This is a genomic window from Erysipelothrix sp. HDW6C, from assembly GCF_011299615.1.
Taxonomy (GTDB): domain Bacteria; phylum Bacillota_I; class Bacilli_A; order Erysipelotrichales; family Erysipelotrichaceae; genus Erysipelothrix.
Map to the genome: position 1 here is coordinate 1,870,753 of NZ_CP049861.1, position 21,375 is coordinate 1,892,127.

The 21,375-nt window shown below is 39.9% G+C and carries 21 protein-coding genes; 1 reads left to right on the top strand and 20 read right to left on the bottom strand.

Annotated features, from left to right (window positions below):
* Positions 1-9: 9 nt before the first annotated feature.
* From thiI to G7062_RS08915, 3 genes are read right to left on the bottom strand one after another with little or no spacing between them, the layout of a single operon-like run.
* Complete coding sequence (gene thiI / locus G7062_RS08905) at positions 10-1,209, bottom strand: tRNA uracil 4-sulfurtransferase ThiI (protein WP_166065572.1); 1,200 nt, start codon at positions 1,207-1,209, stop codon at positions 10-12.
* Positions 1,196-2,341 carry a cysteine desulfurase family protein gene (locus tag G7062_RS08910; protein ID WP_166066102.1) on the bottom strand — a complete coding sequence of 382 codons (1,146 nt, stop codon included), beginning with the start codon at positions 2,339-2,341 and terminating at the stop codon, positions 1,196-1,198. Before G7062_RS08910 ends, thiI begins: the two co-directional genes overlap by 14 nt.
* Entirely contained in the window at positions 2,322-4,061 is a 1,740-nt protein-coding gene (locus G7062_RS08915; RefSeq protein ID WP_166065573.1) for a septation ring formation regulator EzrA, read from the bottom strand. The genes G7062_RS08910 and G7062_RS08915 overlap by 20 nt, the downstream gene beginning before the upstream one ends.
* Before the next feature lie 240 nt (positions 4,062-4,301).
* Between G7062_RS08915 and rpsD the strand changes: the two genes are divergently transcribed.
* The gene (rpsD, locus tag G7062_RS08920; RefSeq protein ID WP_166065574.1) at positions 4,302-4,904 is read left to right on the top strand and encodes a 30S ribosomal protein S4; all 603 of its coding nucleotides are present in this window, start codon (positions 4,302-4,304) and stop codon (positions 4,902-4,904) included.
* A gap of 20 nt (positions 4,905-4,924) precedes the next feature.
* On the opposite strand, the gene G7062_RS08925 is transcribed toward rpsD, so the two are convergent.
* The 17 genes from G7062_RS08925 to sufC form a co-directional block, all read right to left on the bottom strand.
* Complete coding sequence (locus tag G7062_RS08925) at positions 4,925-5,689, bottom strand: helix-turn-helix domain-containing protein (protein ID WP_166065575.1); 765 nt, start codon at positions 5,687-5,689, stop codon at positions 4,925-4,927.
* Between the two features lie 65 nt (positions 5,690-5,754).
* Positions 5,755-6,780, bottom strand: coding sequence for a S66 peptidase family protein (locus tag G7062_RS08930; RefSeq protein WP_205700124.1), 1,026 nt, complete (start codon positions 6,778-6,780; stop codon positions 5,755-5,757).
* A 93-nt stretch (positions 6,781-6,873) separates the two neighbouring features.
* Entirely contained in the window at positions 6,874-8,256 is a 1,383-nt protein-coding gene (dcuC, locus tag G7062_RS08935) for a C4-dicarboxylate transporter DcuC (RefSeq protein WP_166065577.1), read from the bottom strand.
* A 16-nt stretch (positions 8,257-8,272) separates the two neighbouring features.
* On the bottom strand, positions 8,273-9,196 hold the full coding sequence (gene rihC / locus G7062_RS08940) for a ribonucleoside hydrolase RihC (RefSeq protein WP_166065578.1): 924 nt from the start codon (positions 9,194-9,196) through the stop codon (positions 8,273-8,275).
* Position 9,197: 1 nt separating this feature from the next.
* On the bottom strand, positions 9,198-10,124 hold the full coding sequence (gene rbsK, locus G7062_RS08945) for a ribokinase (RefSeq protein WP_166065579.1): 927 nt from the start codon (positions 10,122-10,124) through the stop codon (positions 9,198-9,200).
* On the bottom strand, positions 10,111-10,539 hold the full coding sequence (locus G7062_RS08950) for a GNAT family N-acetyltransferase (RefSeq protein ID WP_166065580.1): 429 nt from the start codon (positions 10,537-10,539) through the stop codon (positions 10,111-10,113). The genes rbsK and G7062_RS08950 overlap by 14 nt, the downstream gene beginning before the upstream one ends.
* Positions 10,540-10,627: 88 nt before the next feature.
* Positions 10,628-11,611 carry a LacI family DNA-binding transcriptional regulator gene (locus G7062_RS08955; RefSeq protein ID WP_166065581.1) on the bottom strand — a complete coding sequence of 328 codons (984 nt, stop codon included), beginning with the start codon at positions 11,609-11,611 and terminating at the stop codon, positions 10,628-10,630.
* 216 nt (positions 11,612-11,827) lie between these two features.
* On the bottom strand, positions 11,828-12,241 hold the full coding sequence (locus G7062_RS08960) for a hypothetical protein (RefSeq protein WP_166065582.1): 414 nt from the start codon (positions 12,239-12,241) through the stop codon (positions 11,828-11,830).
* Between the two features lie 19 nt (positions 12,242-12,260).
* Entirely contained in the window at positions 12,261-13,511 is a 1,251-nt protein-coding gene (gene tyrS, locus G7062_RS08965; protein ID WP_166065583.1) for a tyrosine--tRNA ligase, read from the bottom strand.
* 11 nt (positions 13,512-13,522) lie between these two features.
* Positions 13,523-14,770 (bottom strand): citrate lyase holo-[acyl-carrier protein] synthase, encoded by a 1,248-nt coding sequence (locus tag G7062_RS08970; RefSeq protein WP_166065584.1) that lies wholly within the window; start codon positions 14,768-14,770, stop codon positions 13,523-13,525.
* A 131-nt stretch (positions 14,771-14,901) separates the two neighbouring features.
* Positions 14,902-16,059, bottom strand: coding sequence for an MFS transporter (locus tag G7062_RS08975; RefSeq protein ID WP_166065585.1), 1,158 nt, complete (start codon positions 16,057-16,059; stop codon positions 14,902-14,904).
* Positions 16,046-16,597 carry a 5-formyltetrahydrofolate cyclo-ligase gene (locus G7062_RS08980; protein ID WP_166065586.1) on the bottom strand — a complete coding sequence of 184 codons (552 nt, stop codon included), beginning with the start codon at positions 16,595-16,597 and terminating at the stop codon, positions 16,046-16,048. Before G7062_RS08980 ends, G7062_RS08975 begins: the two co-directional genes overlap by 14 nt.
* A gap of 15 nt (positions 16,598-16,612) precedes the next feature.
* Complete coding sequence (sufB, locus tag G7062_RS08985; RefSeq protein WP_166065587.1) at positions 16,613-18,028, bottom strand: Fe-S cluster assembly protein SufB; 1,416 nt, start codon at positions 18,026-18,028, stop codon at positions 16,613-16,615.
* Positions 18,021-18,461: a Fe-S cluster assembly sulfur transfer protein SufU gene (gene sufU / locus G7062_RS08990; protein WP_166065588.1), complete on the bottom strand. Its 441-nt coding sequence runs from the start codon at positions 18,459-18,461 to the stop codon at positions 18,021-18,023. Before sufU ends, sufB begins: the two co-directional genes overlap by 8 nt.
* Positions 18,462-18,471: 10 nt before the next feature.
* Positions 18,472-19,683, bottom strand: coding sequence for an aminotransferase class V-fold PLP-dependent enzyme (locus G7062_RS08995; RefSeq protein ID WP_166065589.1), 1,212 nt, complete (start codon positions 19,681-19,683; stop codon positions 18,472-18,474).
* Positions 19,674-20,486: a SufD family Fe-S cluster assembly protein gene (locus G7062_RS09000; RefSeq protein ID WP_240915944.1), complete on the bottom strand. Its 813-nt coding sequence runs from the start codon at positions 20,484-20,486 to the stop codon at positions 19,674-19,676. Before G7062_RS09000 ends, G7062_RS08995 begins: the two co-directional genes overlap by 10 nt.
* Positions 20,486-21,304 (bottom strand): Fe-S cluster assembly ATPase SufC, encoded by an 819-nt coding sequence (gene sufC, locus G7062_RS09005; RefSeq protein ID WP_166065590.1) that lies wholly within the window; start codon positions 21,302-21,304, stop codon positions 20,486-20,488. The genes G7062_RS09000 and sufC overlap by 1 nt, the downstream gene beginning before the upstream one ends.
* Positions 21,305-21,375 lie beyond the last annotated feature (71 nt).

Below are 21,375 nucleotides of genomic sequence, written 5' to 3' on the forward strand. Positions count from 1 at the left end.
GATTTCCTCCTATAAGAATGTTTCAGTTTCTTCTGCTTGTTGTTTTGTAACTTCAATGATTTCAATTCCCTCAATTGCTTTCGTAACCATTGCTTCGATATCAAATGCCGATTCATAACGCTCAATCTTGTCACCATGCGGTTTTGTTGTTGGTTTTGCTGGCGTGAAGATTGTACAGCAATCCTCGAAAGGAAGAATGGATGTTTCATATGTATCAATTTTGCGCGCAAGATCAATAATTTCAACCTTGTCATAGGTAAGCACTGGACGTAAAATTGGCAATGTTGGAATTGTGGTAATTTCCTTCATGCTATGGAGTGTTTGTGATGCAACTTGGCCCAAACTCTCGCCGTTCGCAATTGCTAAGCATCGACGCTTGTTTGCCAATGCATCACCAATACGAAGCATAAAGCGACGCATCATTGTAATTGCATAGCTTTCTGGAACTTTCTTGTTGATTTCCAATTGAATATCTGTGAATGGAACAACATGAACCTTAATGCTTGATTGGTAATTGGTAAGTTTACGCGCAAGGTCAATGACTTTCTTTTGCGCCTCAGCAGATGTGTAGGGTGGTGATGCAAAGTGAATTGCCTCGAGTGAGACACCGCGTTTCAACATCAAATATCCAGCCACAGGTGAGTCGATTCCTCCTGATAACATCAGCATGACCTTCCCTTGGATCCCAACAGGATAGCCACCGGCACCTTGGACTTTCTTCATCATAATATATGCAGCATCTGTTCGCACCTCGATGATAACGCCAATGTCTGGTTGACGAACGTTTACAGTAAGTTCTGTGTTTTGTAAGATGCGTGTCGCAACATGACGGTTAATCGCATCTGAAATGTGCTCATAAGACTTATCATGACGGCGAGCAAGGACTTTAAACGTTGCCCCTGTTTCTTCCTTAATGAGTTCAACAGCTAATTCTGCCATCTTCTCTAAATCACGTTCTGCTTTTACGGCAAGTGAGAATGAACTCAATCCAAAGACATGTTTAAGTTCTTCACTCACAGCCAAACCATCTTCACCATTTAATGTAATGTAAAGACGGTCGTATGTTTCACGATAGGTAAGTGCTGGAAATGCGACAAGTTGCGCACGGACGTTTCGGACAAGCTGCGCTGTAAAATTACGGCGATTCTTTCCTTTGGTTGAAAGTTCACCATAGCGGCAAACAATAAATTCATAGTTAGTGGTTGACATATTTCTTGATCTCCAATATTTGTTTTACTACTGTTTCCAATTCATCCATCGTTGTAAGATGGGACAAACTAATTCTCACACTGGTCAGTGCAGCTTGATCACTGCGTCCCATTGCCTTAAGAACATGCGATGGTTCGAGTGATTTTGAGTTACAGGTGCTTTGTGCTGAAACAGCAATTCCCTGTGCATTCAGTCCATTCATCATAATTTCCGAACCAACATTAAGTACCGATATATTAAAGATATAAGGGGTTCCAGAAAGTGTAGAATTAAATTCAATGCCCTCTTCTTGCGAAAATGACTCGTGTAAATATTTTTGCATGCGTATTATATCATTAAATGAGCGTTTGTGGTCATCTCTTGCCAAACGTAATGTCTTGGCCCACAAAATTGCAGCAACATTATCAAGAGTGCCGCCACGAAGACCAAACTGTTGTTGGCCCCCATTTATCAAAGACAAGCACGGCACTGCGGCTTTCTTAACTAACAAACCACTTCCCTTGAGACCATAAATCTTATGGGCTGAATATGAAACAGCATCGATTTGTGTCATTTCAAAATCATGGCGTGCCAACGCTTGGACACCGTCAATATGTACAAATGCATTGGATTCTTTCTTTACAAGACGCGCAACAGCATTCACATCCGTGATAGCGCCAACCTCATTGTTTACAGCCATTAGTGTGACCAGAATCGTATCTTTGCGAAGTTTATGTTTCAATTCATCCAAATTAATGTTGCCATTATGATCAACAGACAAGTAATCAATCTCAAAGCCATGATAATCACGAAGTTGAGCTGTTGCTCCCATTACGGAGCTGTGTTCGATTTGCGTGGTTATAATGTGCTTGCCGAGATGTTGATTGGCAAATGCAATGCCTTTAATAATCGTACTATTGGCCTCACTCGCACCAGAAGTAAAGTATATTTCATGAGGGAGAACTCCCAGCATCTTTGCAAGGGCATTGCGTGATTGTGTCACTAAGTCAGAAACACGCTGACCCCCAAAATGCAATGAGTCAGCGTTTTCGTAATACTCAGCCATAACTTTCTGTGCATCCTGAAGAATTTCAGGACGCGTCGGGGTTGTACTGGCATAATCAAGATAAATCTTATCGGGCACTTTTGGCATTGTCACGAATCATCTCCTCATAAGCTGAACCAGGGCGATAGTGATCAATCGCATTAATTACAGTGGTTAGTGCCTGTGTGTATTCACCATTATTGAATGATAATTCAGCACGCGTTAGCTCCGCATCAATGTCAGGGACAAATGCTCTAAATTTATTTGCATAAACAATCGCATTCTCACACATATCGACAACACCCACAAGGTTGTTAACATTATTGTGGAGTTTATAAATGTAATCAATCGCTTCATCAACAGTCGCATTCATTGCGGTCATATCAATCATATCTTGTTTTAAAATATCTGAAATTTGACGGGTATAGTTTCGCGCAGTTGCAATGTCACTGCTGTATTTGTCAGAAATGATTGGCAATGAACGTTTCTTTATACGAACTTGGACATCATTAATAATCAAGTACAACTTCATCAATTGTTTCTCAGCACGGATCTCATCAGCATTAGCTTGTTCAACTTTTTCAACTAATGTTGAGAATTCCTGTTTTAGCATGACAACATCTTGACCCAATTCATTAATCGAAATAAGAATGGTTGAAGCGGGAATTTTTTCTTCTTCAATCATGCGTGAAATTTTAACACGAAGTCCATCATAATCTTTGATTGTTTGATCATATGCCTCAACTTGAGCAACATAGCCTTCAAAGTTGAAACGTGTTTCGACTTTCTGTGCTCCTTCTCGTAAAGCAGCAACCGTTACACTGAGACCATCAAGATTTTCAAAAACTTCGGTTGTTTGGCCTTGAACTTCTTGGTGTGCTTTGTCTTCTTTTTGAATTTGCATTCCCAATTGTTCCAGTCGTTTTTGACTTTCCATTAAACTTTCTTTTGACTTCTCAATCTCACCTTGACCAATACCAATGAGATCATCTTTAAGAATTTCACTCAAGACGCCAATGTTCTTCGCAACTTCTAAGTGCTCAATATAGACACCGCTTTGACGCACTCCTTGGTACATTTTTGAAATTTCGTCAAGAAGTGATGGAATATGACCTTTGGCAACTTCATACAGTTTCGGTATCTCAGTAATACGGGCTTCTAACATATCAATTTCACGTTTTGTATTTTCACTGACTTCCTTCGCTTTCTTGAAGTCAGAAGCATACATCCATTCTTCAAATGTTGAAAAAGCATGCTCAATATCACGAACTTGGTCTTCAACAGTATCATTCGCATCACCCAAGCGAACAGCAGTTGCAATGCTCCGTTGTTTCAACTCACGGAAGCGGTCTTTAAGGTTGGTAATTTCCAAACGTTGGGCTGTTTCTTGCTCTAAAAGTTTCTCAAGATCTTGATCCAATTGATGGGTCTTCTCGAGTGAGATTTCCACGAGCTCCTCAAGGTTTTCGAGTAAAAGAGCCGTGTCTTTTAATTTGTTATAGGCAAGCGCATCTTCAGTATCTGCCATAACTTGCGTAATTTCTTCTTGATTTTTATTAATGTCGTTAAAAAGTGCCTTGCACTCAATGACACTCGATTCCACATTTGGATTTAATTTAGCCAGTCCGGTTGCCTTATTAATCTTAAAGAGAACTGGAATACTCATCAGTTCATTGTAACGCACTTCGAGTGCATCAAATTGCTTGCGTAAACCGCGTTTTTTTGATGATCTTACATAAAAGAAAATTATCACGATGAGAACGACAAGTGCAATCGCGATAGGGAATTTATATTGATTTAGAAACGTTGATATAGATTGTAAATTCATAATGTCACCTCATTGGTGTCATTGTATCATATTGGCACCGTTTATGGTATGCGTTAGATTGACTTTTCACGATAAGTTCTGTATATTATTAAGGTCATTATAAATCAGCACACAAAGTTATGAGCCACGTGTTCATCCCGCGGCAGGAGCTAAAGTACCTTAGCTGAAATAGGGAAACAGCATAGATGAACTCAACTTGTAGTAATTTGTGAACTGACTCGACAATTAGGAGGTCAGATTATGGCAACAGTTAATGGTCCAGTATGGAAAAAAGCGCGTCGTTTAAGTTTTTCAATCTTGGAAACAGGAAAAGAATTACAACGTCGTGATTACGCCCCAGGGCAACACGGAAAAGCACGTCGTCCAAAGTTATCAAACTACGGATTACAACAACGTGAAAAACAACGTATTCGTTTCACTTATGGTGTAACAGAAAAACAATTCTACAACACTTTCTCAAAAGCTGTTAAATTAGAAGGCGTGGCAGGTCACAACTTCTTATTCATGTTAGAATCACGTTTAGACAATGTTGTTTACCGCATGAACTTATCACGCACACGTCGTGGTGCACGTCAATTGGTAAACCACGGTCATATCCTTGTTGATGGAAAGAAAGTAGATATTCCTTCATTCCAAGTAAAACCAGGACAAACAATCGAAGTTAAAGAAACTTCACGCTCAATGGCATCAATTAAAGAAGCTATGGAAGCATCAGTTGGAACAGTAGCATACGTTACTTTCGACGCTGACAAGATGAAGGGTGAGTATGTTCGTCTACCAGAACGTAGCGAATTGAACCAAGAAATCAACGAAGCACTTGTTGTTGAATTCTACAACCGTTAATCATCAAATTAAAAGATACATCATTCGATGTATCTTTTTTTTGTATCTTCTGGATGCATCACATCATAAATATTCTCACCACGTACGATGTGTGGAATGAGTCCATACTTGTCAGCAACTGAAATCCCTTTTTTACTTAAATAATCACAGAGAATCGGGATATCTTTGATGAGACGCGACCCAATATCAAATTTATAATTGTTCCCATCATGGGTTTGAAACTCAAGATAAAATGGATCGGGATTAAAATCGAAAGGACTGAATCGTTTGCGAACAACGTAAACAAGGCAGACCACATCAATCTCGTCATAAGTATAACTGTGACGGTATGTTCCCAGACGAAACATTGACTTTAGTCGGTCACGAAAACGTTCATACCAATAGACTTGAATTTTATCACGTCCAACAATGAGTTTCCCCTCACGCAACAAGAGCAAAGCAAGCAACATAAGTCCACAGAACACGGCTATAAATACTGGACCGTTTCCGCCTGACATGATGAGCGCAAAAAATGAGCAGGTAATAGTTGCCGTCAACGCTCTGATTTTACCATTGCGATCGCCCAAGATATAAGGTTTCGGAAGAAATCGCGCCCCGCGTAAGAGTTCATCGATTGAAATATCGTACAAGTCACTAAGACGAACGATATTTTCAATATCTGGCATCGATTCCCCGCGTTCCCATTTTGATATTGCTTGTCGACTTACATACAATTTATCCGCTAATTGTTCTTGGGTTAAATGATGTTTCTCGCGATGTGTTTTTAATAATTCTGCTGTATTCATGATACCACTCCTTATCTGCAACTATCGTAGTTGAGATTTTCAATTCCGTCACGCAACTGTTGGTTTCATTGACTGAATATGCTCATGCGGTTATCAATTACGATACTTCCATCATCCAAGTCTAATGTTGCGAAAGCGCCGTAAGGAATGCAGATCATTGGTTCTGTATGACCAAAATTCACATTCATAATGACTGGTAATGTTTCACAGTTAAATTCCGCTAAAACTTTTTGAATGGTGTCACGATAGGCTTGGTAGTGCACATTGTCGTAGGGCTTACCAAATAGTAGTCCTGCAAGTTGATGAAGAACCCCCATGATTCCCAAACTGCGCAAGAAATCTTCCAAATACCAGGGTGGCGACATTAATTCAGAGGTCTCAAGAAAGAGAATACTTTCATTGAAGTCACGCAACGATGGAAAAATATCAGTCCCTTTGGCTGTATTAAGTACTTCGACACAACCGCCTAAAAGATGGCCAGTTGTCTTACCCTGTCCTTGAACACAATCATAACCTTCGTGGGGATTCAATACTTTAATAATGTTCTTATTGGTTTCCAACCATTCAACACGCTCACTTGTCCACCCTTCAGATGGCGCAACATTGCCAATCATTGCATCCGACATTAAGGCTCGCGAGAATGCTTTCTGGCTGTACGAAAACATGCCCCCGTTCTCAGCAAACTCAGCAAGAATCGAAGGACCATAAAATGACTGAACGCCTGCCTTATAAGATATCAAATGCGTAATTGTAGAATCTGAGTAGCCAATGAACGGTTTGGGATTGTTGCGAATAACATCATAATCAATATAAGGCAACATTCGAATACTGTCATCACCACCGATGCAAGCAATTATGGCTTTAATTTGTGGATCATTGTATGCATCCATGAGATCTTGAGCACGTGCTTGGGGATTATTATAGAGGTACTCCGAGCCATTGAGCGTATGCGTCATTGGTATAACTGTCAACCCCAAGTTCGCTTTAATGTAATCAACACCCGCATCATAGCGCCAGCAAATGTCAGGATCACCCGCTCCGCCCCACGATAAACTCACAGCTGCGACGCAATCACCATTTTTCAGTATCATAATCACACCTCTTTCTTTCTCCATTATAACGCAAAGAACCCACATGGTCTATCATGCGGGTTCTGCTATTTGTGATGAATTAAACGTGATGAATTAGAACAGAATCATGGTTAAGATAAACATAAACACAACTCCGAAGACCATTGGAACACCTGTACGCTTGACGATGTCCATTGGACTTTCTTTTGTAGTTCCTGCAACAATCATGACAACTGCAGAAACGGGTGAGACAGCACGTAACAAGTTACCTGCCATTCCCATTGGGAGTGCAAGTGCAAGTGGGCTAATGCCTGCTGCAGCTGCAAGTGGAACCATAAGGGGTACCATTGCAAAGAAGAGTGATGTTCCACTACCACTAAGCAATACAATAACCGCAGTCATTAAGACCATTACAAGTGGCAGAATGATACCTGAATTGCTCATTGTTTCCATTGATGTTTGAAGTGATTGAATTAATCCAATGCTTGTAAGACCATCAACAAATACTGCAGCAGCAACAGTTAGGACAACAATATCCATTGCGCTACCCATTCCTTTGAAGAAGTCTCCAGAACGATCAAGTGCTTGTTTTCCTTCTTTACCATTGAAGATGATATCAATGATAAGCGCGATTGCAAAACTGATCAGGGTTACAACGTGAACTGAAAGGTCAATTTTAATGCCAAATCCGAGATCAAGAATTGTTGTACAGATAAGAATTAAGATTGGAAGTAATGGAAGCAATGTATAAACAAATGCTTTGATTCCTTTGAAGTTATCTGCTTTTGATGCTTTGGTTTCAACATTAAGTTCTGCACCACCGGCAATTCCGGCTTTTTTATCACAATGACGTTGCCATAATGCATGGACAATCGCAATCGCAATCAACGTTGGAATGGATACTAATGCGTGGTTTTTGAATACATAATCAAAGACTGGCATTCCGATTTGTTCGGCGATTGCAACGTTATCCGATCCGAGTGGTGTTGGCATAATGGTAGCAGTTGTTGCAATAACACCTGCTGCTGTCAATGTTGACATTCCCGAAGCCTTTAATACTGGGAATAAAGTTGCAAGTAAGATAATTGCCAAGTTTGATGCACTTGGAACAACTAATGATAAGAGGTTCCCTACCAAGAACACAACGATAACGAGTACATATTTGTTCTTGAATAAGCCAATTGGTTTTAGCAATGACTTAACTGTCATATCGTTCGCACCAATTGAACTCATATATGCTGTATAACCACCCAAAATTAGGATTGTTAAACCAGCACCTTGAAGGTAGTTTTTAAATTGATTGATAATGTTTGTAAATGCGTCAATAAATGGGTTAATACTCTTTTCAAGAATTGGCCCCACTGTAAATCCCGCAATAATCGTTAATACTAAACCAATTGTAAATAAAGCAATTTTAATATCATATTTCTTGATAAGCATATAACCCAAAAGTACAACTGAGAGTATACTTAATCCATACATCATAAACTCATTCATATGTCTTTCTTCTCCTTTAGACTACGTCACATTTAGAAATTGCTTCCATGAACCATTCTTTAAATGCTTCAGGATCGATATCCAAGGTAACCTTGGCATTATTCGGTTTGTTGAGGTAACCGCGTAAGTCAACAAGTGTTGCCCCTGCTGTGTACTCTCCATGTAATTCAACTGAAACATGGGTTTCGACTGTTTCAAACATTTCTGGTTTTAAAAGATATGCGATTGCACTTGCATCATACATTTTAAGACCTGTCATAAAGCTGCCACCGCGATATTGTTTAAACAAGTGATAGAACATATTTCCTACTTTGTTCATATCTTTAAGTTTTTCTGAGTCCTCAGGGTATACAAGGGCTTTAAGTCCAACATCAAGACCGACCATTGTGAACGGTATGCCACTGTCGAACACGATGTGAGCAGCTTCAGGGTCATATCCAATGTTAAATTCGGAATAAACACCAAAGTTTCCACGTGATGCACTACCACCCATGAGAACAATCTCATCAATGTATTGACCTGCATCTGGATATTTGCGCAACATCATGGCAATGTTGGTCAACGGACCAATCGGTACCAATGTTGTTTTGCCATTCTTGACCAAGGTATTGTACATTGCATCAACAGCATCGTCTTTGAGCAAGAGGCTTGTGTCTTCCTCTGGGAATTCGTAACCTCCCATACCGGTTTCACCATGAACACCACTTGCATCGCGTGCTTCACGAATTAGAGGACGGTCGGCCCCTTTTGCAACAGGAATGTCTTTGTTATAAAACTTTAAGAGTTTCAATAAGTTTTTTGTCGTTTTTTCAACACTGACATTTCCTGCAACTGTTGTAATCAGACTTACCTCTACGGTTTCATCAAACAAGGCAATTGCCAAAGCAACTGCGTCATCGATACCAGGATCGGTATCAATGATGATTTTACGTTTATCCATATTAGTTCTCCTTATTTTCTTGTATAAATGTTTCTAACTCCGTCAGTACCGGCAAGGAACTTTGCGCCCCTTTTCGTGTACATGCCAATGCTCCAGCTGCACTTGCATACTCAAGCATCTTTTGAACACTAAACTCGTGAGCGAGACCATAGATGAGGGTCCCAATGTAAGCATCTCCTGCTCCGGTCGTATCTACAACATCCACTTTGTAGGGTGACACGGAAACTTCGTTTTCAGCATCGATGTAGTAACTTCCATCACCACCCAATGTAAGAATAATGTGCTTAACACCACGTTTAATAAAATACGCAGCCGCTTCCTTTGCTTCAGCATGATTGCTTGGGAAGATGCCGGATAATGCCTTACTCTCAGATTGATTGAGCACAAGATAATCCATATATTGGTATTGTGATTCATCAATATCAAATGCAGGTGCTGGATTGACAACAGTCTTCATTCCCAAATCTTTCGCCATTTGAAGCCCTTCATAAACAGTATTCATGGGAACTTCAAATTGGGTTAGAAACACGGATGCTTCACTTTCCTTGAGAGCGTCTTCCAGTTGTTTTTGTGTGATGGCACCGTTTGCGCCTTGATTGATAATAATACGATTGTCATTATCAACTCTTAATACAACTGCAGTTCCGGTGTGCTCGGTATCGCTTACACCAACATACTGAGTGTTGATGTTTGCCTCTTGCAGTGCATTCAAAGCAAGTTGTCCTTGGTAGTCACGTCCAACACATCCAATTAATGCTGTTTGTGTTCCAAGTTTTGAAACTGCAACCGCTTGGTTGCCGCCTTTTCCACCGATGGATTGAAAATAGTCAAACCCAGCGATTGTCTCCCCTTGTTCTGGAATGCGATTGCTCGATATCATAATATCGGCATTAATGCTTCCTAAAACAACTACATTACGTTCTTTCATAAAATAAAACCATCCCACTTCCTAAATCTGCGTTTGGTCGGCGAATGAATCCAAAGTTCTCATAATAGCTTTCCATCCCTTTTGTGGACATGAGTCCAACATAAGCTCCTGGGCAAGCATGAGCATCAATGTATTCAAACAAGCGATTCATCAACAGTGTTCCACACCCTTGATGTTGGTAGCGTGGATCAACGATTACATCTTTAATAAAGAAGACAATGCGATCATCACCAACGATGCGGGCGCATCCAATGATTTCATTCTTATCTTTAATAACGACATCAAACAAATCGTGAGCTAAAGCAGATTCAACATCTTCGTGAGCATACATTGCAAACCCAACCCGACGGTGCAAATCCAAATAATCTTCAGCAGACAAACTGTTATCTGTTAGAGTATATGCGTGATTCTTCATGATAAAGCGCTTTACCTCCTTCGCATAGTTATCATATACCAGTTTGTAACCGCTGTCAACATTTTCATAAAAAAAGAGAAGCTTCTCTTTAAGGTATCAATCGTGGTTGCAGAATGATATTCTCAGAGTCCGTCTTCTCATCAATTTGTTTAAACAGTACTTCTATTGCCTTGTGAACCATAATGTGAATATCTTGCTCCACAGATGGCATGTCAATTCCAAACATTTTAGATTGTTGCAAATTATCGTAACCAACAACTGATAGCTCACGATCATAATCATTAATTTTATAACTCAATACAGCATAGGCCATCAAGTCATTCGCTGCAAAGACACCTTCAATACTTTCGTCTTCAACAATAACTTTAGCAAAAGGCTTCGCAGAGTCAAAGCGGAAATCTCCTTCAAAGATGATGGTTTCATCAAGCGGAATATTATGCTCTTTCAAGGCGCGACAATAGCCTTCAAACCGTTCTCGGCCAAGTCGTGATCCTTTTTTACCTGTAATACACGCAATGCGACGTAATCCTTGATCAATCATATATTTTGTGGCAATATAACCACCTTGTTCGTTATCAAAGAATACTTGGTTGGTTGTTTTTTGATCGTATTGTCGGTCAACCAGGACATAGGGTTTACGAATTGGAGCTAGGACTTCTTGATAGAACGTCGTATCTGCACTCGCATCATTGGAAACACACAGAATCAATCCATCAACCTCACGTGCCAAATGTTGATTAATAAGAACTCGATCGCTTTCCTTGCGGTCATCACTGTTTGAGATAAATACCATATAACCACGTTCCAGTAATTGTTGCGCTAATTCTTTCGACATTGCAGAGAAGAATGGGTTTTCAATATCTGGGACAATAAGACCAATAGTGTGAGTTTGCATCATCGATAACGATCGCGCAACATAACTTGGTCTGTAGTCATGTTCTTTTGCAATAGCACGGATTTCTTCCTTCTTAGCTGCCGATATTCGGGTCTCTTTACCATTTAAGACTAAGGAAACTGCGGTTTCTGACACTCCCGCCATTTGGGCAATATCTTTCAATCTGATTCGCTTCATACAACACCTCATTTTACACATTATACCAAAACAACAGACAACATGCATTCATAAAAAAAGCAGGTTATTCACCTGCTTCATCCGTTTCCTCAGCCGGAGGCGTTTGTGCATCTGCTGCTGGCGCCTTTTCTTCCGTCTTCTTAAATTCCAAATTATACTCAAGATACTCTTTGGTTGTTTCCAAATGTGAGAAATCTTTCCAAATTACCAACACTTTTAAATTAACGGTTGGTTCACTAATTTCCCCATTAAGGAAGATTCCCCTACAAATCCTTTTTCAAGTCGGGATTGATTGGGAATCATCGTATATTGCCCTTCAAAGATACCTGCTGATGGCATCATCTTTTCCGTGGTAAATGGAGCATTGTTTTCAATTACGATAACTTCAACTTCATACATGGCAATCTGTGGATTATCAATGGTAATTTCATAATTATAGATATCTCCAGACTGTGATATTTCTGTATGCACATCAAAATAATTTGACTTTGTCGCAAACTTTTCAGTATCAAGGATTGACTCCCAGTTTGTTTCATATCGTTTTGCACGTTCATTGGCCAAACTGCGGTCACCAAACGAGCACCCTGTGATGAGTAAAATTAAAGTGAGACTTAGGATTAGTTTTTTCATAAAATACCTCGCCTCATTATTATAACACGTGGTTTATTAAATGATATGTCTTTTTACCACGACGAATCACCGTGATTTCTTGACCAATTGCATCAGCCTTTGTAACAACAAACGCAACATCATTAACTACCGCCCCATTGACGCGAATCGCACCATCACTAACCAGTTGGCGTGCTTCACGTTTGCTTGGTAAAATTTTCGTATCAACAAGTAAATCAACGATCGTTGCATCAGCTGTGACATCAATTGCATTGCTGTCAGCAAATGCGCTCTTAAGTTCGTCAACAGACAAGTCTTGAACATTTCCCGAGAACAAGGCTTGTGTCATGCGTTCGGCCATTGCCAGTCCTTCTTCGCCAAATACAATAATGGTAAGTTCTTTGGCAAGTTCTTTTTGAGCAAGGCGTTGGTGTGGCGCAGCTAAAAACTCAGCTTCAATTGCCTTGATTTCATCGACTGATTTGAATGAAAGACGTTTGGTAAAGTCAATAACATCTTCATCACTTGTATTAATAAAGTATTGGTAGAATGCATATGCATCCGTACGGCTTGGATCAAGCCAAATGTTTTGTCCTTCACTCTTTCCGAATTTTGTACCATCTGCCTTCATAATTAAGTGCGATGTGACACCGTATGTTTCTGCTTCATGACCTTCAATTTTACGAATGAGTTCGGTACCGCTGACAAGATTTCCCCATTGATCAGATCCGCCAATTTGTAACTGAACACCCTCTTTTTGGAAGAGATGTAGGTAGTCAATTGCTTGAAGAATTGTATATGAGAACTCTGTATACGAGATACCCGTACTCAATCGTTTTGCAATTGTATCTTTTGCGAGCATTGTTGCGACACTGAAGTATTTACCATAGTCACGTAAAAAGTCCAATGCATTCATACTTCCCAACCAATCGCGATTGTTCACGATTTTTACTGGGTTATTATCGGATGTTAAAATACGCGTGATCTGTGCTCCAATTCCTGCGATGTTTTGTTGCAGATCTGCATCTGTCAACATTGATCGTTCCGTAGTTGGACGGGGATCCCCAATCATACCGGTTGCCCCACCAATAAGTGCAATCGGATGGTGTCCTTGCATTTGGTAACGTTTCAAGAGTATTAATTGTTGAAGATGTCCCACATGCAAAGAATCAGCAGTCGGGTCAAATCCACAGTAAAGTGAAATGGGAGTCTCTAAACGCTTTGTGAGTGCTTCGCGATTGGTAACATCTTTAACAAGACCACGCCATTCAAGTTCATCTAAAAAATTCATAATATCCACCTTTATTTTTCTTGTGTATCAAATAACATTTTAATCTTTAAGTAATAGCGTTGCATGATATCGAGCATGCTCGTTACAACAAGTAGCGTTGTATCGTCATGCGGATAAACATAAATTGAGCTGCAGAATTTATCCAATTCAATCCATTTATCTTCTTTGTGGATTAAATTCTTTGCTAAAAATTGTACTTTTAGCAATGCTTGCTCGCCATTGTGACCCAAGATTGCTTGATCATCATGACGACTCATAATATAGAGAAGTGTTGAGGTAATTGATTTGCTCTTTTGTAAGAATGGCACATATTGATTGAATACTTCGCGCATTCCATTTTTAAGAATATCATAACGTTGGGGTTCTTCACCTAGAAGATCATTTTGAGCAAAGGACTCACCAAGTTTTTTAATTTGTTTGGTAATATCTGCATAACCGCGTGAGTTAATGAAGGCAAACATCACAATGCTTGTCATAAACACAGTATATTGATACGACTGTTGATTCAAAACAGCGCGCTGAATCTTATTTTCAACCTCGGTTTGGAATCGGGCAATATCACTAGCACTGTTACTATTTACCGTAAAGATTCGATGAATTTCATCTTTGTATGTTCGTACCAAGTGAATGAACTTTTCAAAATTCATTTGCTCGTTACTGCCTTTGTAGTTAGGACCATACATTCCAAAGCCCATCTCTTTTGTAAATCCACTAACATAACCATATACGAGTATATTTGATAAGATAGTTTGTTTATCACCTTTTACAATATAGCCTTCGACGCGTTTGATATAATTATCAATATATTTTGGATCTTCCACAATATCATTCATCAGTTCATCCAAAGAAGATTTTGTAAAATCATCCATGCGGTTGGGCATGCCCAATGATTCGCGAGACCATTTTTGTTGGCTATCGAATACATCACTGTCAATCGCAAAACCGATTGGGTGGTGATCTTCATAGTGGACCAGAATGTCTTTAACATCTTTGGCATCTTCTTCAAGTTTCACGTAGAAAATAAGTCCCTCAGCGTCATAAGTATATGACCAAGACTCCATATTAAAACGTTCCCACAATTCGAAGAATATTGTGAAAACTGCATAAGATACAACATGGCGTTGGCGATCATCTCCAGCAAACGATCCACCCAATACGAGGAGTGAACCCGATTGTCCTTCAATCATCCCCTTCATGATACCATTTCGTTTTGCACGCAGTTCGCGTATAGACTCCGATGTTAACTGAACAATATTCATAGCGATACCTCTTTCAACATTACTATTCTATCATAAAACAATGACTGTCTTGTAGCGTATTGTACACAAAAGCGATTAAAAATCACAAAGTTTCATAAAAAGGGTCCTTTCGCCCTTCATATAATAATTATTTATGAATGTTTCGTTAATTGTGGCTTATAAAACAAAATAATCACAATAGATAAAAACATCATTGCAGCAAATACGAAGAACGCTGTTTGAATCGATGTTGATGCGATCAACTGTGATGCGATGAGCGGTGTCAGTATTGAACTTAATCCCGTACAAATAGACGTCGCAATCATCTGGGCACTCGAACTCAAGAACGCTGGTACTTCGTGAAAAATGAGGTCTTTTTGGGTAACTAAAATAATTGGAAATGTGAACATTTGCAGGGTAGTTAACCAATATATTTGGCTAATATCCCCCACAAATCCGTAGAGAATGTAACGTACCCCCGCAACTGCGGCAGCAAATATCATGAGTTTCTTACCACGATATTTCAGGAGCAGTGCACCCATGATGAACATGGTTGGCATTTCAAAAAGAGCATGAATAAACCATTTGGTTCCAACATTTTGAGCATTCCCACCCAGGCTGTATATAAGATCAACAACCGTAATTCCCTCAGCATTAAATGCGAGATAAGCAACTGTATAAACTACTAATAACAAAACATAGTTCTTATTCTTAAAAAGCAGTTTCACATCATTGAAACTAAACTGTTCGTTTTTAATTTTATGAGCATCTTCCAAACGGAATGAGAGAAAGATGATGATGAGACTCAATCCTCCAGCGATGAAGCCAAGCGGCCTAAAACCATAGTGTGTGACAACATAGCCACTGAAAAGACTGGCGACTGCCCAACCAAGCGATCCAAAGGTTCGTATTTTCCCAAAATCATGGTATAAACCTTCAACTTCCAAGGTCCATATTTCATATATATTAGCAATAATCCGTGTCATAGCGGCCATGAAACTGATTAAGAAGAAATGAAACCAAAAGTTGGGTTGGTCAAACCAAAACGCAAAGAGTCCGGCCCAAAAGTAAATAAATGCCGCGAAAATAAAGAACTTTCGCGTTTCACCTGTTTTATCACTTAAAAAGCCAACTCCAATTTGACCAATTATTGCAATAGCTGCAAAAAAAGACAACACATACCCTCGCTGGGTCACACTATAACCAACTTCAGTTAGGAATGGGATAATTTGTGTATATAACATGGCATGAGATACAAATACGAGAAACATTACAATACTAAACAGCACGATTTTCTTATTCTTGGACATTGATAACCTCTTGATTTGTAATGATGACATCACATGGAATGTCATGGGCTTCTTGGAAGACTTCGGGTGTTTCTTGGAAGTCATAGGCGACCCCAATTTTTATGAATGACTGGTTTTTCAAATAACGATCATAATATCCGCCACCGTATCCGATACGGTATCCTTCACGATTGAAGGCAGCCATTGGTACGATTATGCAGTCAATGGCTGATGCTTCTATCGGTTGTTCTGCTGTGGGTTCAAGGATTCCCATCACCCCTGGTTTTAAATCTGTGAGATTTTGAATGGAATAAAAATCCATGGATTGTCCCTTTACACGTGGCAGTACAATTGTGATATCATCACGCCACAATAAAGTTTCAATAATTCCATAGGTATCCACTTCGTGATTGAAAGCCGCATAAAGGGCTATCACTTTATGATTCCCAATGCGATCAATGACATCATCGTGGATCTTCTGATCCCAGAGAATGCGTTGCTCGACAGTATATGTGGCACGTTTGCTCATTTTTTCGTGTGCAATTTTTCGTTTATCCATGGCTTCCCTCGCAGTCTATCCGACCGACCCTTCCATCTCCATTTTCATGAGTTGATTTAACTCTACTGCATACTCCATAGGGAGCTCACGTGTAAAGGGTTCTAAAAATCCTAAGATGATGGTTTCAGCTGCTTGCTCTTCACTCAAACCGCGACTCATTAGATAGAACAGTTCTTCTTCAGATATCTTCGATACACGCGCCTCATGTTCTACAATCGATGCATTTGTTTCAACAATATTAACAGGCATTGTATCACTCATCGAGAGTTCATCAAGAATCAGCGTATCACACTCTATTTTTGTTTTTGCATTGATGGATGCTTTATCATGGTGCACAATACCACGATAGTTAACAGTTCCACCATTTCGTGAGACCGATTTAGAGATAATGGTACTTTGCGTATTGGGGGCTTTATGAATCATTTTAGCACCCGTATCTTGCCATTGATTGCGGCCTGCAACTGCAATTGAGATAGTCATACCACGGGCGCTATTACCTGCCAAAATACAGGATGGATATTTCATGGTTTTGTAGGCTCCGATATTACCATCAATCCATTCCATCATGCCATGGGCATCCACAGTAGCGCGTTTGGTAACAAGGTTATAGACGTTATTTGACCAGTTTTGAATGGTTGTATAACGACATTTTGCGTTTTCATGAACAAATATTTCAACAATTGCTGCGTGCATTGAGTCTTTAGAATAAATTGGTGCCGTACACCCTTCTACATAATGGACATCTGCCCCCTCATCTACGATAATCATCGTACGCTCAAATTGCCCCATTGATTCTGCGTTAATACGGAAATAGGACTGGAGTGGTTTATCCAGTACGACCCCTTTGGGGATGTAGATAAATGAGCCACCTGACCATACGGCAGTATTAAGTGCTGCGAATTTATTGTCATTATAAGGCACAAGTGTTCCAAAGTATTTCTTTACAATTTCAGGATGCTCACGCAATCCAGTGTCCATATCAAAGAATAAGACGCCTTTTGATTCAACCTCTTGGAGCATGCTTGCATACACAACTTCGGAATCATATTGTGTTGCCACACCCGACAGATACTTTGCCTCAGCCTCGGGAATCCCCAAACGGTCAAATGTATTCCGAATTGTTTCCGGAACATCATCCCATGCTGTTTCAGTCCGATCACTGGCACGCAAATAATAGATATAATCATCAAAGTTAATTTCCGTTAAATCTGCTCCCCATGTTGGCATGGGTGCCTCTTTAAAATATCGGTATGCTCGCAAACGGTGTTCAAGCATCCATTCTGGTTCATTTTTAATCCGTGATATTTCGCGGACGACATCTTCGTTCAGTCCTTTATCAAACTGTACGACCGCATCGACAGTATCGTGAAACCCATATTGATATTCTTCATTGGGCAAACGATCGCGATCAGTTATTTTTTCCTCACTCATGGTCATCCCTACTTTCTTCAATTAATGCTGTAATGCCACGCCATCCCAAAGTCGCACAATGAATTCGATTTGCCTGGCGTCCTACATTCTTAAATGCAACTGCTTCCTGTAATACGTTGGCATCGAATTCATGCAAGTGAACCATTTTATTGTACTCAGCAATAATAAGATTTGCTTGATCAAGGGTTTTCCCTTTCAGCAATTCAGTCATGATTGACGTTGACGATGTCGCAATGGTACATGCTTGTCCATTAAAGGCAATATCTTCAATCACACCATCTTTAATCTTTGCTTGTACACTAATATCATCAATACACGAATCGGTACTCATTTGTTTGTGGGGATATGACGGTTCTTCGCGCTTATTGCGAGGATTTTCATAGTGATCCATAATCAATTGGCGTAAAAACGTGGGATCATCAAAATAGTTCATAGCTTACCTCCTACAAATAAACATCGATTGCTTTTTCGATTGTTATTTCTTCCATTGCTTTAATAAAACGATCAATTTCTACTTCAGTATTATAAAAATATAAGGACATTCGAACACTCTTTTCAGCATGCAATACACCATTCAGCATCTTTGCACAATGTTCTCCAGAACGTACTGAGATATTCAAACTGTCAAGATAAACAGCGACATCTTGTGCAAAAATACCTTTCACAGCAAAGGATATAATCGATGAATCCGCGTAAGGATTATAAACCGTAACATGTTCCATTGCCCCAAGTGCACGGAGCGCTTTTTGATGCAAGGGTTGAATCATCGCATGAATGTTTTCCATACCGACTTTTTCTAAGTAATCGATGGCACTTCCAAATCCAATGACCCCTTCAATGTTGGGTGTTCCTGACTCAAATTTTGCAGGACCATCTTTAAAGACCACTTCGCCGCAAGCATTATAACGGATATTGTTACCGCCGCCCGTACTAACGGGTTGCATTGATGCAAACATCTCTGGTTTCGCATACAGAACACCGACACCCGTTGGTCCCAGCATTTTATGGGCAGAGAACGCGAAGAAGTCGACATCCAAGTCCGCTACATCAACTGGAATATGGCCGATTGATTGTGCACCATCAACACAGAATACTGCACCATGATGGTGAATGCGCGCTGCCATAGCTTTGATATCATTGATATACCCCAAGACATTTGAGATATGTGCAAGGGAAACGACTTTAACCTTTTCATGCAATGCATTTTCAAGAGAATCAAGGGTAATTCGTCCCGTTTCATCCAAAGGCACATATTCAACAACAATTCCAATTTCTTCAGCAAGTTGAAACCATGGAAGCGTGTTGGATGCATGTTCTGATTCACTCAGTAACACGACATCGCCTGGATGAAGATTGTATTTTCCATAACCATATGCCACAAGATTTAAACTTTCACTTGCACCTGATGTAAAGACAATATTGCGAGGATCTGTTTGAATGAATCCCGCAATTTTCGAACGTGTTCTCTCATACAAATTGCTTGTTTCAAGGGACGCTGCATAATCACCACGGTGAATATTGGCACTGAGACGTTCATAATAATCAACGACTGCATCAATAACCCCTTGTGGTTTGAGTGTTGTTGCAGCATTGTCAAAGTAAGCAACTTCAGGGTTGCGTTTGAAAAAAGGAAAGTCTTTTCTCGTTAGTTCCATTGGTTGTTCACCTTCTCCATAATCTCTTCACTCAGTTGTTCTTTAATTGCAGGATCATCAATTCCCTCTACAATCGGCATCAAATAACCCATAATGATGAGTTTCAGCGCATCCAAACGGCTTAACCCTCGAGACTGTAGATAGTAAATATGTTCTTCATTGGGTTGTCCAACTGAAGCAGCATGAGAGGCCGCTACGTCATTTTCATCAATCAACAGCATCGGATACACAATGCCATGGACATTCTCACCCAGATTTAAAATACGACTCATTTGGTGTGTTTCCGAACCACCATTGCCTTTTGAAATGGACCCGATGACTTCAAGATGTAAGTCAGCATTATCCAAAACAATGGCATTACATGTAACCATCGCAAAACTTTTCTTTGCTTGATGATCTGCCTTGATTTGCCATTTCAGTTTATTAAAGCTAATGATAGCACCACGGAAATCGACATGACTGCGAATGCCGCGGTACTCAATATGCGTCTTTTTTTGGTGATTTCCCAACGTCATCTCTCCATAGTTTGCCAAGAGATTGGTGTTTTCTTCAAGTATTAAATGTTCATTCACGCTCAATGAACCATTGCTTTGGTTGATCCACAAATACTTCCAATCAGTGTTGTCGAGGACATGGAGTGTCAAATTTAAACAACCATCCCCTTTTACAACAAGATACAAGCTCCCTGTTGTTCCCGCAGGAATTGTGAGGGTGACATCCATGGTATCAGAGACAATTAATTCAATTGGATTGAATCCAGAGTCCAAGAGATGACGCTCGGAACGCCAGATTACGTGTGTCATTATTTGTCACCTACACGATCACGAATGGCGCATGATTCAAGAACAATGCGACGTTGATGCTCCTCTGGTTTTTCAGCTGGTTTTGCATCCAACCAGTCATATCCTTCACGGTCAATTTTTGTAACCAAAGTATCATCCGAACTGAGGACAATCTTACCATCCATCATAATATGTGTATGTGTTGGTTTGATTAATTCAAAGAAACGCTCATAATGACTCACAATAATGAGACCCATTTTTTGCTTATCTTGTTCTTCCTTCAACACCCGAGCAACAAGTGCCAATGCATCAATATCAAGACCTGAATCAATTTCATCCAGCATTGCAAAACGAGGTTGTAACATAATCATTTGCAAAATCTCATTACGTTTCTTCTCACCACCTGAGAATCCTTCATTAAGGAAACGGTGTGCCAAATCCTCTTTCATGCGTAATCGCTCAATGCTTGACTCCATGCCCTTCACAAACTCAAACAATCCAATCGGCGTTTCGCGGTGGGCATTAAGTGCAGATTTCAAGAAATCAGAGTTGGTAACCCCGGATACTTCTTGTGGATATTGCATGCCTAAAAAGAGTCCCAGTTTACTGCGCTCATCAACTTCAAGTTCCAAGACATCAACATCGTCAATGAATACGCGCCCTTCTGTCACTTCATAACGCGGGTGCCCCATGATTGCAGATAAGAGTGTAGACTTACCATTTCCATTAGGTCCCATGATTGCATGAATCTCCCCTTCATTAATTTCCAAATCAACGCCTTTGAGAATTTCTTTACCATCAATCTCGACATGGAGATTTTCGATTTTTAATTGTGCCATTTTTGTTTCTACCTCGTCTCATAGTTCTACCAATCATTATACCATAGGTATGATAAATTGGTCATCTATTG